The following is a 16,537-nucleotide window of genomic DNA, read 5'->3' on the forward strand; positions in this document are numbered from 1 at the left end:
CAAGGGGAGCGGGGAACCGCGCGACGGGCCACGAGGGCGCCGCGGACAGCCGGCGGCGCCTCCCGGCAGACCGCTCAGCTGTGCAGCACACCCGCTCCGAGCAGCCCGAACAGCAGCACTCCCACCACGATCCGGTAGATCACGAAGGCGTTGAAGGAGTGCTTGGCGACGAACTTCAGCAGCCAGGCGATGGAGGCGTACGCCACGACGAACGAGACGGCCGTGCCCACGGCGAGCGGGGCGGCGCCCACCCCCGTGCCCAGGGCGTCCTTGAGCTCGTAGAGGCCGGCACCGGTGAGCGCGGGGATGCCGAGGAAGAAGGAGAGCCGGGTGGCGGCGACCCGGTCGAGGTCGAGGATGAGCGCCGTGGACATCGTGGCGCCGGAGCGGGAGAAGCCGGGGAAGAGCAAGGCGAGGATCTGGGAGCTGCCGACGAGCATGGCGTCCTTGAAGGAGGTGTCGTCCTCGCCGCGCTTGTGCCGGCCCATCTGGTCCGCCGCCCACATCACGCCGCTGCCGACGATCAGGGAGCCGGCCACCACCCACAGCGAGGCGAGCGGGCCCTCGATGAGCGGCTTGGCGGCGAGTCCCACGGCCACGATGGGGATCGTCGCGCAGATGACCCACCAGGCGAACTTGTAGTCGTGGTGGTAGCGCTCCTCGCGGTGGCGCAGGCCGCGCCCCCAGGCCGAGACGATCCGCACGATGTCCTTGAAGAAGTACACGAGCACCGCGGCGATCGCGCCGACCTGGATGACGGCCGAGAACCCGACCACGGCGCTGTCGTCGACCGGGATGCCCATGAGCCCCTCGGCGATCTTCAGATGGCCGGTGGAGGAGACGGGCAGGAACTCGGTCACCCCCTCGACGGCTCCGAGGACGACGGCCTGACCGACGCTGATGACGCTCATGGGATCCAGTTCTGCTCGGGGGTTGGAGCGGAGGGGACCGTCTTACTACACCCGGACGAGAACGGATTTCATGGACGCGTCTCACCTACCCGCCAGCGCCGCCCCCGCGAAGGCCGCGGCCAGACCGGCCGTCACGCTGACCGCGATGTTGAGGGCGGCCTGGAGACGTGCCCCGGTCTCCGCCAGCCGCAGCGTCTCGTAGGAGAACGTCGAGTACGTCGTCAGGGCCCCGCACAGGCCGGTGCCGAGCAGCAGCTGGACCTGGGTGGCGGCGCCGGTGAGCAGCCCGAGGACCAGGCAGCCGGTGACGTTCACCGTGAAGGTGCCCCAGGGGAAGACCGGGTCGTGCCGGGACTGGACCGCCCGGTCGGTGAGGTAGCGGAGCGGGGCGCCGACCATCGCGCCGCCGACGACCAGCAGCCAGTTCACAACGACTTCTTACCCTTCCTGCCCGTTTTGCCGGGATCGTCGTCCCGGCCGGTGTACCTGATGACCTCGCACTCGTCGAGGGTCACCAGCCCCTCGGTCACCAGCTCGTCGAGCTGCGGGAGGAACGCCCGGACGCGCGGCTCGGTGTCGACGATCACGACGGCGACCGGCAGGTCCTCGCTCAGCGACAGCAGCCGTGAGGTGTGGATCAGGGAGGAGGCGCCGAAGCCCTCGACGCCCCGGAAGACGCTGGCGCCCGCGAGGCCCGCCGCGTGGGCCCGGTGGACGATCTCCGAGGAGAGCGGCTTGTGGTGCCAGGTGTCGTTCTCACCGACGAGGACGGTCAGGCGCAGGGCCCTGCCGGTCAGCCGTGTCATGGCTGCCTCCACTTCAGGACGCGACGGGTCGACCAGGCCGCGAGCCACACCGCCGTGAGCGCCGCGAGCGGGGTCGCGGCGAGGTAGGTCAGGCCGGTGCGGACGTGGCCGCCGCCGGCCAGCTTCTGGATGTCGACGGCGTAGGTCGAGAAGGTGGTGAAACCCCCGAGGACGCCGGTGCCGAAGAACGGGCGCACCAGGCGGTGCGCGGCCCTGAACTCGGTGATGACCACCATGAAGACGCCGATCACGGCGCAGCCGACGACGTTGACCCCGAGGGTCGTCCAGGGGAAGCCGCCCGGGTGCGGGGGCCACCACAGGGACGCCGCGTAGCGGGCCGCGGCCCCCACTCCCCCGCCGAGCGCCACGACCGTGACGACGGGCCCCTGGGCGTGCCAGAAGGGCGGACGCGGAGGGGAGTCCGGAACGCGGAGGCTCTCGGGGGTGGTCATGGTGGTGCGTCTCCTACTCGCCGGCGCCCGGGATCGTGCGGGCGCGTGCCGTCGCAAGTAGGGACCGTTGGCGGCGTCCTTGCCGCGGTTCGGGTACGGCGGGCCCCACCGCCGCGCCGCGAGCGTCGTCGCGGCCAGGCGTTCAGGTTAACCCCCGGGGCGGACCGGGGTCATGTCGGGGAGGGCGGCTCGCAGACCGCCACGCCCGGCTCCCACAGGCTGCCCAGGACGAGGTGGCCGCCCGCCTCGCAGACGCTGGTCACCATGCGGTAGCCGGAGTGGCCGCGGGCGAGGTGGTGGACGACGCGGCCCTCGTCGTCGAAGGCCATGACGGCGATCGTGCCGGTGGGGCGGAACGGGGCGCGGACGGCCACGCGGGCGGCGGCGCGACGGACCGCGGGGCCGGTGCGGTGGAGCAGGTCGAGGGGCGGGACGCGGGGCCCGGCCAGCGCGACCCAGACCGGTCCGTCGGGGCCGCCGCGCCAGAGATTGTCGGGCATGCCCGGCAGGTTCTCGGCGAAGGGCTCGCTCCGTCCGGCCCCCGGCCCGGTGAGCCGGAGACGGGTGAGCCGGCGGGCGCCGGTCTCGGCGACGACGAGGAAGGACTCGTCCGCGCCGGCGGCGAGCCCGTTGGCGAACTGCAGACCGTCGAGCACCACCTCGGGGGTGTCGGCGCCGGGGGCCAGGCGCAGCAGCCGTCCCGAGCCGGTGTGCTCGACGATGTCGCCGATCCAGTGCTCCAGGGGGTGGTGGCGGCTGGAGACGGTGAAGTAGACGCTGCCGTCGGAGAGGGCGACCGCGTTGCTGCAGAACCGCAGCCGCTCCCCCGCCACCGAGTCGGCGAGGACGCGGACCGTGCCGTCGCCGGTGTCGACGCGCAGCAGTCCGCGTTCGGCGTCGCAGACCAACAGGTCGCCGTCCGGGAGGAGTTCGAGGCCGAGCGGCCTGCCGCCGGTCTCGGCGACCGGCTCGGCACGGGCGGTGACCGGATCGGCCAGGCCGTCCAGCCGCAGGATGCGGCCGTCCGCCAGGCCGGTCAGCACGCGTCCGTGCGGGTCGGCGACCACGTCCTCGGGGCCGTGGCCCACCGCGACGTAGTGGCGTGGGACGAGTGCCGTGGGACGGTCCATTGCGCGCGTGTCCTTCACCGTGGGGGAGATTCCGCCGTACCGGGTCGCCTACCAGCCCTTCTCAAACATCCGGGCGACCTCGGCGATCCGCATCTCGTCGCGGTGGTAGCGCACGCGGCCGGCGGACCGGCTGGTGCGCACCATGCCGGTGGCTTCGAGCAGCCGGAGGTGGGTGATCGCGACCGGGCGCGGCAGCGTGAACCGTTCGGCGACGGCGTCCGCGGTGACCCCGTCGGCGGCGGGGCCGGGTTCCTTCAGCCAGGCCAGGATGCGCAGGCGCGTCTCGTCCGTGGGAGTCCTCAGCATGTCGTGCCCCTGCCTCGCGGCTTCGTCCTCTCACCGCGTCTTCCCACTGTGGCGCAGTCGAAGCCGCCGCGTACGGCAGTTCCGTGTCGTTGACCGATACGGAACTGCCGTACGCCACAAAGGAGTTCGACCAGGGGCGGGTCAGCGGTGGCGGAACCAGGACATCGATGACAGGGCCCGGTCGTCGTAGCCGAACAGCGCCTGGTTCTCCCAGGCGTTGCCGGAGGAGGCGTCGGTCGGGTCCCAGCCGTTGCCGTTCACCGCGGTCCAGGTCGCCTCCCAGTAGAAGATGCCGAGGCCGCGGCCGTTCGGGACGGCCTCCACGATGCTCATCATGTCGTTCATCCACCGGGTCTGGCCGGACACGCTCGCCGGGTAGCCGGAGACCAGCTCGTCACTGGTGTCGATGATGTTCTCGTGGGAGTCCTCACTGTCGAGGCGGAACGGGTAGGCGGTCTCCGCGACGAAGACCGGCTTGCCGTAGCGGGAGGCCGCGTCGTCGAGGGTCGTCTGGAACTCGGCCAGGGTGCCGTGCCAGTAGCCGTAGAACGACAGGCCGATGGCGTCGAACTTCACGCCGTTGGTGCGGGCGCTGTCGAACCACCAGCGGGTGCCGGCCAGGTCGCCGCCCTCGGCGAGGTGCAGGGCGACGGTGGTGGAGGAGTTGACCGCCTTGACGGCGTCGTAGCCGGAGTTGAGCAGGCCGGCCAGTTGCGTCCAGTTGGAGGTGGATCCCTCGTTCCACAGCATGCCGCCGTTGATCTCGTTGCCGACCTGGACCATGTCGGCGGTGGTGCCCTGCGCCTTCAAGGCGTTCAACACGTCGTACGTGTGGTTGTACACGTCCGTCTTGAGTTGACTGTACGAGTGTCCGGCCCAGGCGGCTGGCTTGTCCTGGCGGCCCGGGTCGGCCCAGAAGTCCGAGTAGTGGAAGTCGACCAGCAGCTTCATGCCCTGTGCCTTGACGCGCTTGGCCGTGGCCAGGACACGGGCCTTGTTGTTGTAGCCGTCGGCCGGGTTCACCCACACCTTGAGGCGGGCGTAGTTCATGCCTGACGACTTGAGGATCGCGAGGGCGTCGCCGGCCGTGCCGGAGCTGTTGCGGTAGACGCCGCCCTTGGCCTCGCTCTTGGCCAGGGACGAGACGTCGGCGCCCTTGATCGACGTACCGGACGTGCCCGATGCGAAGGTCAGGTCGTCAACGTTGATCCAGTTGCCCGCGTTCGCGTCACTGTTGACGCTGATCGTGCACTGGTTGTTGGTCACATTGACCGGCACGACGATCCGGATCCACCCACTGGACGAGACCGGCAGGTCGGTGCGCTGCTCGGCGCCGCCGCAGTTCTTCAGCGCTATGTAGGCGGACTTCTGCCCGCCGCCGGAGCGCACCCAGGCGGTGAGCTTGTAGTTCCCGTTGGTGAGTCCCGACAGGTACTGGTACGTCTCGACCTTGTAGGCGGTGGAGGCCCAGTGGCTCAGGCGGTAGCTCCCGGAGTGGCCGCCGGTCTCGGTGAACGAGGCGCCGGTGTCGCCGTACTCGGACCAGCCGCCCGGTGTGGCCGCGCCGGCACCGTCGGCCTCGAAGCCGCCGTTGGTCAGCGTGCTCGCGGCGTGGGCGGTGGTGGCGGGCAGGGCGGTGAGGGCGAGCCCGGCGGCGAGCGGGAGCAGCAGGGCCCGGAGGGTGCGTCTGGGATGGAACATCGTCGTCCGTCGTCCCTTCGACGTGGGGTTGGGGGTGCCTCCCGCCCGCAGCCGGGGCGGAAGAGCCCCTCCGCCCGCGGCTCGTGGCTCGCGCGGGCGGAGGGAGTCGGTTCAGCCGTCGAGCCGGACGACCCGGACGGCTCCGGCCGGGACCGCCAGGCGGCCCGCGGCGCGTTCGCCGGTCAGCAGCTCGGTGCCGGGCGCCTCCAGCGGCACCTTGGCGTCCGAGCCGGTGTGGTTGACGGCGAAGAGGTAGGTGCCCGACTCGCCGGCGCGGCGGACCACTTCGACGTCCCGGGGCAGGTCGGCGCGGGGGGCGAGCCGGGCGTCCTCGCCCGCCATGCCGAGCAGTGTGTCGAGGCCGTCGGCGCCGAGCCGGGTGGAGACGTACCAGGCGGTGCCGTCGCCGAGTCGGTGCCGGGTGACGGCGGGCCGGCCGGCGGCCAGGCCGTCGGCGTACGTCAGGACGGTCTCGGCGCCGCGGGGCACGACGAACTCCGTCCACACGTCGGCGTCCAGCTCGGTGCCCTCGGGGCCGGTGACCCGCACCCGTTCGCCGGGCAGCAGCGGGGAGAACTCCTCGACCGTGAGGCCGAGGACGTCCCGCAGGGCGCCTGGGTAGGCGCCCTCGTGGACGGCGTCGTGCTCGTCGACGATGCCGGAGAAGTACGAGACGACCAGGGTGCCGCCGCTCTCGACGTACGCCTTCAGGTTGCGCCCGGCCGTCTCGGTCATCAGGTACAGCGCCGGTACGACGACAAGGGGATACCTCGACACGTCGGCTTCCGGGTGGGCGAAGTCGACGGTGAGGTGGCGGTCGTAGAGGGCCTCGTAGAAGGCGTCGGCGCGCTCGCGGGCGTCGTGGTCCTCGCTGGGGCGCCACTCGAGGTTCTGCGCCCACCAGGAGTGCCAGTCCCAGACCACGGCCACGTCGGCCTCGGTGCGGGTACCGCGGATCTCGCTCAAGGTGTCGAGGGACGCGCCGAGTTCGACGACCTCGCGCCACACGCGGGTGTCGGTGCCGCCGTGCGGGAGCATCGCCGAGTGGAACTTCTCGGCGCCGCGCCGGGACTGGCGCCACTGGAAGAACAGGGCGCCCTCGGAGCCGCGGGCCACGTGGGTGAGGGAGTTGCGGGCCATCTGACCGGGGGCCTTGGCGGGGTTGCGGCGCTGCCAGTTGACGCCGGAGGTGGAGTGCTCCAGCAGCAGCCAGGGGGCGCCGCCCGCGACGGAGCGGGTGAGGTCGGCGGCCATGGCGAGGTTGACGTGGGTGCGGCGGCCGTCGGTGATCAGGTAGTGGTCGTTGGTGACGAGGTCGACCTCGCGGCCCCAGGCCCAGTAGTCGACGGAGTCGCACTGGCTCAGCGCCGTCATGAAGTTGGTGGTGACGGGGACGCCCGGCGCGAGACGGTGCAGGATGTCCCGCTCCATACGGAAGTTCTCGCGCATGGTGGCGTCGGCGAACCGCTTGTAGTCCAGCGCCTGGCTCGGGTTGACGGCCGTCGGTGTGCGGCGGGGCGGGTTGATCTGGTCGAGGTCCGCGTAGCGCTGGCCCCAGAAGGCGGTGCCCCAGGCCTCGTTGACGGCGTCGACCGTGCCGTACGTGGTCGCCAGCCAGCGGCGGAAGTGCGCGGCGCACCCGTCGCAGTAGCAGGCCGAGACGGGGACGCCGTACTCGTTGTGCACGTGCCACAGGGCCAGGGCCGGGTGGTCGCCGTAGCGCTCGGCCAGTTTCGTGGTGATGCCGGCCGCGGCCGTGCGGTAGTCGGCGTTGCTGTGGCAGATCGCCGCGCGGGAGCCGAACTCGTGGCGCACGCCGTCGGCCGTCACGGGCAGGGCCTCGGGGTGGGCGCGGTAGAACCACACCGGCGGGCACACCGTGGGGGTGCCGAGGTCGACGCGGATGCCGTTCTCGTGCAGCAGGTCGAGCAGCCGGTCGAGCCAGCCGAAGTCGTACACGCCGGGTGAGGGCTCCAGCAGCGCCCAGGAGAAGATTCCGACGCTCACCAGCGTGACGCCGGCCTCCCGCATCAGCCGGACGTCCTCCTGCCAGACGCTTTCCGGCCACTGCTCGGGGTTGTAGTCCCCACCGAAGGCGAGCCTGGTGAGGCCCGTGGGGGTGGTCTCCGGCATGGATGGTCTCCCGGTCGATCGATCAATTGGGAACGTACACACACAGCGAGGCAGTGCGGAGCCCAACATAACCGCACAGCAACAACCATTGACAAGTGTCCGGGATGTTTCTCTACTGTGAACGCTCACAGAAGCATGGCAGGTCCTCGCAGCAGGCGGGGACCCCAGGTCAGGGGAGAGATCCATGCCGTACGCGAAGCGCCGCCGCCTCGTGACATCCGCCGTCGCCCTCACGCTCGGCGCCACCACCCTCGCCGCCTGCGGCTCGGGGTCCGGGGACAGCGAGACCGAGTCGGGTCCGGTCTCGCTGACGTACTGGACCTGGACGCCCGGCATGGACAAGGTCGTGGACCTGTGGAACAAGGGGCCGGGCAAGAAGGACCAGATCACCGTCACGGTGAAGAAGCAGGCCTCCGGTGACACCCTGGTCACCAAGATCCTCACCGCGCACAAGGCGGGCAAGGCCCCCGACCTGGTGCAGGCCGAGTACCAGGCGCTGCCCACGCTGGTCAGCAACGACGCCCTCGCGGACATCTCGAAGCACGTGGACGGGGCGAAGGACAGGTTCGCCGACGGGGTGTGGCAGCAGACCACGCTCGGCACGGACGCCGTGTACGCCGTCCCGCAGGACATCGGGCCGATGATGTTCTACTACCGCGAGGACCTGTTCAAGGAGTACGGCCTGACGGTGCCGACGACCTGGGACGAGTTCGCCGAGACCGCCCGTGAGCTGAAGGAGAAGGCTCCGGACAAGGACCTCACGACCTTCTCCGCCAACGACTCCGGTCTCTTCGCGGGCCTCGCCCAGCAGGCCGGCGCGAAGTGGTGGACGACCTCCGGCGACCAGTGGAAGGTCTCCATCGACGACGCGGCCACGCAGAAGGTCGCGAAGTTCTGGGGCGACCTGGTCGAGGAGGGCGCCATCGACAACCAGCCGATGTACACCCCGGCCTGGAACAAGGCGCTCAACACCGGCAAGCAGATCGCCTGGGTCAGCGCCGTGTGGGCGCCGGGCACGCTGACCACGGCGGCTCCCGAGACCAAGGGCAAGTGGGCGATGGCCCCGCTCCCCCAGTGGTCCGCGAGCGAGAACCGCACCGGCAGCTGGGGCGGCTCCTCCACCGCCGTCACCACCGACTCCAAGCACCAGCAGGCCGCCGCGAAGTTCGCCGCCTGGCTGAACACCGACGGCGACGCCCTCAACGCGCTGGCCAAGGAGAGCGGCATCTACCCGGCCGCCACGAACGCCCAGACCAGCGGCGCCTTCCTCAAGCCGCCGGCCTACTTCTCCAACCAGGCCGACTTCTACGCCAAGGCCGCCGACATCGCCGAGACCACCGCGCCCTCGGCCTGGGGTCCGAACGTCAACGTCGCCTACACCACCTTCAAGGACGCCTTCGGCGCCGCCGCCAAGAACAAGTCGGACTTCGGTGCCGCGCTGAAGAAGATGCAGGCCGACACGGTCGCCGACATGAAGAAGCAGGGCTTCGAGGTCGCGGAGTGAAAAGCACGGCACGCCGGCAGTCGTACGGGGTCAAGGGAGCCCCGTACGCCTTCCTCCTCCCCGCGGCGATCCTGTTCGCCCTGTTCTTCGCGCTGCCCATCGGCTACGCGGTCTGGCTCAGCCTCCGCAAGGTGAAGGTCTCCGGCCTGGGCCTGGGCTCCGGCGCCCGCAAGGAGGTCTGGGCCGGCCTGGAGAACTACACCGACGCCCTCTCCGACAGCGAGCTGGTGAACGGCACCCTGCGGGTGCTGGGCTACGGCTGCATCGTCGTCCCGGTGATGCTGGGCCTGGCCCTGCTGTTCGCGCTGATGCTGGACTCCGAGAAGGTGCGGCTCGCCCCCTTCACCCGGCTCGCGATCTTCCTGCCGTACGCCATCCCCGGTGTCGTGGCGGCCCTGCTGTGGGGCTTCCTGTACCTGCCGGACGTGAGCCCCTTCTACTTCGTGCTCGACCGGCTGGGGCTGCCGCAGCCGGACCTGCTGGACGGCGGGCCGCTCTACCTGGCCCTGTCGAACATCGCCGTGTGGGGCGGCACCGGCTTCAACATGATCGTCATCTACACCTCGCTCCAGACGATCCCCGCCGAGGTGTACGAGGCGGCGAAGCTGGACGGCGCCACCCCGCTGCAGATCGCCCTGCGGATCAAGATCCCGATGGTGGCTCCGTCGCTGGTGCTGACGTTCTTCTTCTCGATCATCGCCACGGTGCAGGTGTTCAACGAGCCCACCACCCTCAAGCCGCTCACCAACTCGGTGTCCACGACGTGGAGTCCGCTGATGAAGGTGTACCGGGACGCCTTCGGCGAGGGTGACATCCACGGGGCCGCCGCGCAGGCCGTGATCATCGCCTTCGCCACGCTCCTGCTGTCCTTCGGCTTCCTGCGAGCCGCGAACCGTCGTCAGAAGCAGGAGGCAGCTCGATGAGTTCCCTTGCCGTCCCCCAGGCCGAGCCGGTGGCGGGCAGCACCCCCGGCACCGCCCAGGACCGCCCGCCGCTGCGCCGCCGGATCGCCCTGATCCCCACGGTCACCCTGCTCCTGGGCGCGATCTACTGCCTGCTGCCGGTGGCCTGGGTGGTCATCGCCGCCACCAAGTCCGGCAGTGAGCTGTTCTCCACCTTCACCTTCCTGCCCGGCACGGGTTTCGTCGACAACGTCAAGGACCTGAGCGCCTACCGCGACGGCGTCTACTGGGAGTGGATGGTCAACTCCGCGCTCTACGCCGGGCTCGGCGCGCTGCTGTCGACGTGCGTCTCGGCGATCAGCGGGTACGCGCTGGCGACCTACCGCTTCCGCGGCCGCGAGACGATCTTCAACGTGCTGCTCGCGGGTGTGCTGATGCCGCCGGTGATCCTGGCCGTTCCGCAGTACCTGCTGCTGGCGAAGGCCGACCTCACCGACTCCTACCTGTCGGTGCTGCTGCCACAGATCCTCTTCCCGTACGGCGTCTACCTCGCGCGGATCTACGCCGCCGCCGCGGTGCCCGCCGACGTGATCGAGGCCGGGCGCATGGACGGGGCGAGCGAGTGGCGGATCTTCACGCGGATCGCGCTGCCGATGATGATCCCCGGCATGGTGACGGTGTTCCTCTTCCAGTTCGTGGCGATCTGGAACAACTTCCTGCTGCCGTACATCATGCTCAGCGACGACGAGAAGTTCCCCATCACCCTCGGCCTGTTCACGTTGCTGGAGCAGGGCGCCAACACCCCGGCGCTGTACACCCTGGTGATCACGGGCGCGTTCCTCGCGGTGCTGCCGCTGATCGCCCTCTTCCTGGTCATCCAGCGGTTCTGGAGTCTGGATCTGCTCTCCGGAGCCGTAAAGTCATGACCATGAACGCTGCGGGGGGCAGGCGCAGGCCGCCCACGATCCACGACGTGGCGCGCGAGGCGGGAGTCTCGCGCGGCACCGTCTCGCGCGTCCTCAACGGCGGCCACTACGTCAGCCCGGCCGCCCAGGAGGCGGTCAACGCGGCGATCCGCAAGACGGGCTACGTCGTCAACCGGCACGCCCGCTCCCTGATCACCGGGCGGTCCGACTCGATCGGCTTCCTGCTCACCGAGCCGCAGGAGCGGTTCTTCGAGGACCCGAACTTCAACGTCCTGCTGCGCGGCTGCACCCAGGCGCTCGCCGCGCACGACATCCCGCTGCTGCTGATGCTGGCGGGCACGGAGGACGAACGGCGGCGCATCACGCGGTACATCACCGCCGGGCACGTGGACGGGGTGCTGCTGGTCTCCAGCCACTCCGGCGACCCGGTCGCCGAGCAGTTGCGCGGGGCCGGTGTGCCGCTGGTCGCGTGCGGCAAGCCGATCGGGCTGGGCTCGAAGGTGAGTTACGTGGCCGCCGACGACCGCGACGGCGCCCGGGACATGGTGCGCCACCTGCTGTCGCTCGGGCGGCGCCGGGTGGGCATGGTGACCGGTCCGCTGGACACGCCCGGCGGTGTCGAGCGGCTCGCCGGCTACAAGGAGGTGCTCGCGGAGGCGGGCCTGGAGTTCGACGAGCGGCTCGTCGTCTCCGGCGACTACAGCCGGGCCAGCGGTGAGGCGGGCGCCGAGCGCCTGCTGGCGCAGGCCCCGGACATGGACGCGGTGTTCGTCGCCTCCGACCTGATGGCGCAGGGGGTGCTGGCGGCGCTCCAGCGGGCCGGGCGGCGCGTGCCGCAGGACGTCGCGGTCGGCGGCTTCGACGACTCCCCGGCCGCGCTCGACTCCCGCCCCGAGCTCACGACCATCCGGCAGCCCTGGGACCGCATCAGCGCCGAGATGGTGCGGGTGCTGCTGGCGCAGATCGGGGGCGAGGACCCGGCGGCGGTGATCCTGCCGACGGAGCTGGTGAAGCGGGAGTCGACGTAGGGGCGGCGGGTCCGGGCGGGCCTGCCGCCGCGGGCACTGCATGCACACTCATGGAACCCCGTGGCCGGTGTTACCGTGCAGATATGGCAGCGAAAACGGCTGGTGCGCGGCTCGAGGAACGGTGGCGGGACATTCTGTCGGCGCACGCGCGCACGATGTGCGAGATCGACCGGGCGCTGCATCCGCACGGCCTCGGCGCGTCCGATTTCGAGGTCCTGGACATCCTCGCGACCGCGGCGCCCGAGGAGGGCGAGCAGTGCCGGGTGCAGAACCTGGTGGGGCGGGTGCACCTCAGCCAGAGCGCGCTGTCGCGGTTGATCGCCCGGCTGGAGAAGGACGGGCTGGTGACCCGCTCGGTGTGTGCGGAGGACCGGCGCGGGGTGTGGGTGGCCCTGACGCCCAGGGGCCGTGACCTGCACGCCGAGGTGCTGCCGCTGCAGCGGGCCGCGCTGGCCCGGACCCTGGGCGAGTAGACCGCCCGGGCCCGGACGGGGCCGGGCGCCCTACGGGCGTGCCAGCAGGGTGCGCACTCCCTCCGAGGTGAGCGTCAGGCGGTGCTCGGAGCTGCCGTCGATGGTGAGCGACAGGTCGTCGGCCGGCCACTGCGCGGCGAGCGCGCCGAGCGGTACCAGACGGTAGCGGGACACGAACGGCAGCAGCCCGGCCATCTCCGTCTCGGAGGTGAACACCGGCACCACCGGATCGCCGCCCGGCTGCTCCAGCACCGGCAGGGCCACCGCCGAGGGGTTGGCGGCGTCGGCGTCGTTCGCGTCGTCGGGCACGGGGATGAGCACGTCGCTGTTGGCGAGCGCGTCCAGAGCCGCCGCGTCCTCCGTGTTCTCGGCGAGGACGTCCAGAGCCCGCTGGGCGGGCGTGGGCGTGGGGTCGTTCGCGGGTGTCTCCATGGCAGATTCCCTGGTAGCGGCGGTCGTGCGGCCTGCCCGGGGCAAGATCCGCCCCGGACGCGGTCCTGCTCGCGTACCCGATCGACACCGGCGCAATCCTGTGGATCTCCGGGTTTCGCGAGGCCGTGGCCAAGGCTCCGGAGGGGGCGGGTGCGGGGACGCCCTGCCGGCACCTACCGGGGCAGCGCCGGGGAAGCCCCGAGGAACCGGCAGGACAGGGCGTCCTCCCTCGCTCCCCCGGCCCCGTCCGGTTCCACGCGGTACACGCCGGCTCCTCTCACGCGGGTGACGCTCTCCGACAGCGCGCCGCCCGTGAAGAGGGCTCCGGCCCCGTCCTCCACGGCCCAGCCGGCCGGCAGCTTCCCCGCCGCCACGGCCGCACGGTAGGAGGGCCGGCGGCCCGGTTCGCTGTCGTAGTGCGGGCAGACGGAGCCGGGCAGCAGCCCGAGGCCGTCGGAGAGGTGCGTCAGCGGGCCGAAGGAGTCGGTGTGCGAGCCCTCGGCCCAGCAGTTGGCGCCGGCGCTGATGCCGCACAGCAGCGTGCCACGGTCGCAGGCCTCCCGGAGCAGCCGGTCCACCCCGTGGGCGCGCCATACGGCGAGGAGGTTGGCCGTGTTGCCGCCGCCCACGTACACGACGTCCTGGGCGAGCAGGAAGGAGCGCAGGGCGTCGTCGTCCAGCTCCCGGCGGAACAGGTGCAGGACGGAAGGCTCACAGTCGGGACGCGCCGCGAACACCGTGCGGAAGCGGTCGACGTAGGCCGGCGCGTCTCCGCTCGCCGTCGGCACGAAGCAGACCGCGGGCCGGGGCGCGCGTGCCCGGGACAGCACCCAGTCGTCCAGCAGCCCGTCGTCGTCGGTGGAGAAGCCGCCGCCGAGGAGGGCGAGGCGCTGCGGGTGTTCGACGGCCACGGGCGTTGCCTTCCCTGACGGATGCTGTGCGAAGTACGCTGCCGCGCCCGCGTGTTCGGCCGCAAGCGGACAAGCGGTCCGTCACGCCCGGGCCCGGCCGTCCGCGACCGTCGGCCGACAGCCCCGGCCGCTGTCAGTGCCATGCGTCATGATGTGCCGTACGACGTCCTGTGGGGGGGCAGGTTCTTGATGAGTCGTGTGTGCGCGTGGGTCGTGTCGGTCGTGATGTGCCTGGTGTACGTGCTGGCCGGGGCCTTCGCCGCCCGGGCGGCGGAGCCGTCGGCGGGTGACCGGTGCGAGAGTGCCGGACTCACCGGGGCCGAGGTCACGACGTCGGTGCGGCTGGAGCATGACGGCCACACGTACACGAAGGTCGTCACCGAGCTCACGGTCGACGTCCCCGGCACCTGGCCGCTCGCGCACGATCTGCTGCTCAGCGAGGACAGCAGCCGCTACGTCAGGGCCATGTCCTGCCTCAGCAGGGGCACACCGCAGGAACCCGCCCACGGGTCCGACTCCGAGCGCTGGTCCGAGTGGCGTTCCGGTCATCCGTCGGTGACGTCGACGGGCGGCACGATCAAGGTCGACTACGAGGCGTACGGCTGGGTCGACCTCAGCTCCGCCACCGAGGTGGGCGTGTGGCGGGTCCAGCCGGCCGCCGACGGGGAATGGTCCCTGGACCTCATGGCGCCGCCTGCCCTGCGGAGCGCCTGGTGGGACGAGATCACCGTGGATCCGGGACGCCCCGGAGCCCTGCGGGCGGAGCCCGAACCGAGGGCGGGCGACGGCGCCACCGCCCTGGTGTGGCGTCCCGGCCGGGTGGGGCAGGCGACGGACCGGGCGGACGCGGAGATGCCCGGGGAGTTGCGCGTGACCGTCACGACGCGGCCGTCATGGCAGCGCTCCTGGGCCGCCCGGGGAGATCAGCCGACGGCCATGGGGCTCGACCTCCTGGGTTCCATGCTCTGGGTGGGTCTGACATCCGCCCTGCTGCTGACGGCGCTGCGGCGCTACCGCGACCGGCCCGGCCTCCCGACCGACGCCCAGCGGCGCAGCGCGGGCAACCTGCGGCGATGGGCCCTGGCGGCGCTCCCCCTCTACCTGCTGGCTCAGTCGGAGAGTCTGATCGACCGGCTTCTGCAGGACAGAGTCCCGCTTCTCTTCGACCTCCAACTCGCCGTCAAGTACGGTCTCGCCCTGGCGTGCGTCGGGCTGCTGCTCCTCTTCGCCCGTCCGCCGGCGCGCATCCGCCGGGCGGTCGTCGCCGTGGCGCTCGTGCCGGTGGTGACCACCGCCCTGATGTGGACGGTGGTCGAGCCCCCGACGAGCTACCTCGTGTCGGAGAAGGAGTACGGGCCGCTGGAGACGGGCCTCGCCCTGCAGACCGCCGGCTCCGTCAGCGTCGTGGCGCTGCTCCTGCTCGCCTTCACGGCCGCCGCCTGGCGCATGGCCGCCGACGGGCTGCTGCTGCCCAGGAGCCGCCGCCACCCAGGGCAGGACCGGCAACTGCTGCTGGGCACGGTCCTCCCGGCGGTCCTCGTGGCCGCCGCGCTCATGGCGGTGGGTTTCGCGGTGGCGGAGGAGCGCAACTGGCAGCGGGTCGCCTGGCTGGCCGATCCGGTGAATCCCGAGTACGGGGCGGATCACCGGGCGGACTTCCTCTGGCAGGCGATGTGGTCGGTGACCTACGTCGACAGCTGGCTCATCGGCCACCACGCCTGGCTGCTCACGGGCCTGGCCGTGGTGGCGGTCCTCCGCACCTGGCACGACACCGCCTCGCTGTCGCCGCTGGACGACCCGGCGGACCGTCTGCTGCTGCTCGCGTTCTTCCCGCTCGCGACCGGTCTGGACGTCCAGAACCACCTCGGCAGTGCCCTGCTCGAATCCCTCTGGATACCGCTCTACATGCTCGCGCTGTACGGAGTGACGACGCTCCTGGCCCACCGGTCCGTCCTGGCCCGGCCTTTCGAGACGTCGGGGCGGCCCCTGGCGACGGTGGTGGGTCCGACGGCCCGCGGCAAGCTGCTGGCCAAGGCCCGCTCCTACCGGGAGATCCATGCCGAGCTGCGCCGCCTGGACCAGGGGCTCTTCGGTGACGTGCCGCCCGAAAGGGCCGCTCTGGAGCGGAAGTTGGAGGACCTGCACGACTGGGTCGTGCTCAGTGTCCCCGGAACGGCCCCCGAGCGACTGCCGGCCGACGTGTCCGTGGTGGACGCGGCGCTGGCGCTCGGGCCCCGGGACGACTGGTGGGGCAACGGCGTGCGGGGCGCCCGCCTCGCGCTGGTGCCGGGCCTCCCGGCCGCCGTCGTCAACACCTGGGCCGACTGGATTCGAGGGGAGGCCTGGCAGAACACGCTCTCCGATCTGATCGGCCTGCCCGGCCTGACGGCCACGCTCGTCTCCTGGACGGCCTCGTTCGCCGCGGCCGGCTTCGTCCTGGGCGCGTTGTGGCGGGTGCTGCCGGGGCGCCGGGGAGCGAGCAAGGCCATCCCGGTCGCGTGCGCGTTCGCGGCGCCCGCCGCGCTCGACGGACTGGTCGGCTGGTTCACCCGGGAGGGCGCCACCAACCTGGCGCTGCGGATCTCGACCATGCTGTTCGTCCTAACGGTCACCGCGATCGCGCTCGACCTGGACACGTTCCGGGGCGAGCGGCGCTACTGGCAGAGCCGCCTGGGGTTGCTCCTGTCCGTCTACCAGATGCGCTACTACTCCCTTCAAGTCGCCTATCTCATCGGTCAGATCATCGCCATCATCACGATCTGGCAGTTCTTCGCGGAACCCGACGCGGTCCCGTCCCAGAACGAGGCGCCGCCCGACCGTTCCTAGCCTCCAGCAGGAGCGGCGCAGCCTCTCGTCCGCCCCGTCACAAACAGGTTGACGCCCCGTATGTTACCGGTAACATCACCTGTACTCCTGCCGTAC

The 16,537-nt window shown here is 71.4% G+C and carries 16 protein-coding genes; 6 read left to right on the forward strand and 10 right to left on the reverse strand.

The features are described 5' to 3' along the window. Nucleotides 1–74: 74 nt before the first annotated feature. From C1703_RS02060 to C1703_RS02095, 8 genes are all read right to left on the reverse strand, one after another. The gene (locus C1703_RS02060; protein WP_114250251.1) at nucleotides 75–911 is read right to left on the reverse strand and encodes an undecaprenyl-diphosphate phosphatase; all 837 of its coding nucleotides are present in this window, start codon (nucleotides 909–911) and stop codon (nucleotides 75–77) included. Nucleotides 912–992: 81 nt separating this feature from the next. Continuing rightward, entirely contained in the window at nucleotides 993–1,340 is a 348-nt protein-coding gene (gene crcB, locus C1703_RS02065; protein ID WP_114250252.1) for a fluoride efflux transporter CrcB, read from the reverse strand. After that, the gene (locus C1703_RS02070) at nucleotides 1,337–1,717 is read right to left on the reverse strand and encodes a DUF190 domain-containing protein (protein ID WP_114250253.1); all 381 of its coding nucleotides are present in this window, start codon (nucleotides 1,715–1,717) and stop codon (nucleotides 1,337–1,339) included. Before C1703_RS02070 ends, crcB (C1703_RS02065) begins: the two co-directional genes overlap by 4 nt. Next, nucleotides 1,714–2,169 (reverse strand): fluoride efflux transporter CrcB, encoded by a 456-nt coding sequence (crcB, locus tag C1703_RS02075; RefSeq protein ID WP_114250254.1) that lies wholly within the window; start codon nucleotides 2,167–2,169, stop codon nucleotides 1,714–1,716. The genes C1703_RS02070 and crcB (C1703_RS02075) overlap by 4 nt, the downstream gene beginning before the upstream one ends. Before the next feature lie 170 nt (nucleotides 2,170–2,339). Next, nucleotides 2,340–3,299, reverse strand: a complete 960-nt coding sequence (locus C1703_RS02080) for an SMP-30/gluconolactonase/LRE family protein (RefSeq protein ID WP_114250255.1) — start codon at nucleotides 3,297–3,299, stop codon at nucleotides 2,340–2,342. Between the two features lie 48 nt (nucleotides 3,300–3,347). Next, a complete protein-coding gene (locus tag C1703_RS02085) occupies nucleotides 3,348–3,605 on the reverse strand; it encodes a winged helix-turn-helix domain-containing protein (RefSeq protein ID WP_114250256.1) in 258 nt (85 codons plus the stop codon). A 141-nt stretch (nucleotides 3,606–3,746) separates the two neighbouring features. After that, nucleotides 3,747–5,306: an arabinogalactan endo-1,4-beta-galactosidase gene (locus C1703_RS02090; RefSeq protein ID WP_114250257.1), complete on the reverse strand. Its 1,560-nt coding sequence runs from the start codon at nucleotides 5,304–5,306 to the stop codon at nucleotides 3,747–3,749. Between the two features lie 111 nt (nucleotides 5,307–5,417). Next, entirely contained in the window at nucleotides 5,418–7,439 is a 2,022-nt protein-coding gene (locus C1703_RS02095) for a beta-galactosidase (protein WP_114250258.1), read from the reverse strand. 184 nt (nucleotides 7,440–7,623) lie between these two features. On the opposite strand from C1703_RS02095, the gene C1703_RS02100 reads away from it, so the two are divergent. From C1703_RS02100 to C1703_RS02120, 5 genes are all read left to right on the forward strand, one after another. Beyond that, nucleotides 7,624–8,943: an extracellular solute-binding protein gene (locus tag C1703_RS02100; protein ID WP_114250259.1), complete on the forward strand. Its 1,320-nt coding sequence runs from the start codon at nucleotides 7,624–7,626 to the stop codon at nucleotides 8,941–8,943. Further along, entirely contained in the window at nucleotides 8,940–9,866 is a 927-nt protein-coding gene (locus C1703_RS02105) for a sugar ABC transporter permease (RefSeq protein WP_114250260.1), read from the forward strand. Before C1703_RS02100 ends, C1703_RS02105 begins: the two co-directional genes overlap by 4 nt. Next, on the forward strand, nucleotides 9,863–10,771 hold the full coding sequence (locus C1703_RS02110; RefSeq protein WP_114250261.1) for a carbohydrate ABC transporter permease: 909 nt from the start codon (nucleotides 9,863–9,865) through the stop codon (nucleotides 10,769–10,771). Before C1703_RS02105 ends, C1703_RS02110 begins: the two co-directional genes overlap by 4 nt. Further along, nucleotides 10,768–11,799 carry a LacI family DNA-binding transcriptional regulator gene (locus C1703_RS02115; RefSeq protein WP_114250262.1) on the forward strand — a complete coding sequence of 344 codons (1,032 nt, stop codon included), beginning with the start codon at nucleotides 10,768–10,770 and terminating at the stop codon, nucleotides 11,797–11,799. The genes C1703_RS02110 and C1703_RS02115 overlap by 4 nt, the downstream gene beginning before the upstream one ends. Before the next feature lie 83 nt (nucleotides 11,800–11,882). Further along, nucleotides 11,883–12,272 (forward strand): MarR family transcriptional regulator, encoded by a 390-nt coding sequence (locus tag C1703_RS02120; RefSeq protein ID WP_114250263.1) that lies wholly within the window; start codon nucleotides 11,883–11,885, stop codon nucleotides 12,270–12,272. Between the two features lie 30 nt (nucleotides 12,273–12,302). On the opposite strand, the gene C1703_RS02125 is transcribed toward C1703_RS02120, so the two are convergent. Together C1703_RS02125 and C1703_RS02130 are read right to left on the reverse strand one after the other, a co-directional pair. Next, entirely contained in the window at nucleotides 12,303–12,704 is a 402-nt protein-coding gene (locus C1703_RS02125; RefSeq protein ID WP_114250264.1) for an SseB family protein, read from the reverse strand. 173 nt (nucleotides 12,705–12,877) lie between these two features. Continuing rightward, nucleotides 12,878–13,615, reverse strand: a complete 738-nt coding sequence (locus C1703_RS02130) for a peptidase E (RefSeq protein ID WP_114250265.1) — start codon at nucleotides 13,613–13,615, stop codon at nucleotides 12,878–12,880. 189 nt (nucleotides 13,616–13,804) lie between these two features. On the opposite strand from C1703_RS02130, the gene C1703_RS02135 reads away from it, so the two are divergent. Then, nucleotides 13,805–16,441, forward strand: a complete 2,637-nt coding sequence (locus tag C1703_RS02135; RefSeq protein WP_157993073.1) for a DUF6185 family protein — start codon at nucleotides 13,805–13,807, stop codon at nucleotides 16,439–16,441. Nucleotides 16,442–16,537 lie beyond the last annotated feature (96 nt).

It is taken from the genome of Streptomyces sp. Go-475, from assembly GCF_003330845.1.
In the GTDB taxonomy this organism is placed as follows: Bacteria; Actinomycetota; Actinomycetes; order Streptomycetales; family Streptomycetaceae; genus Streptomyces.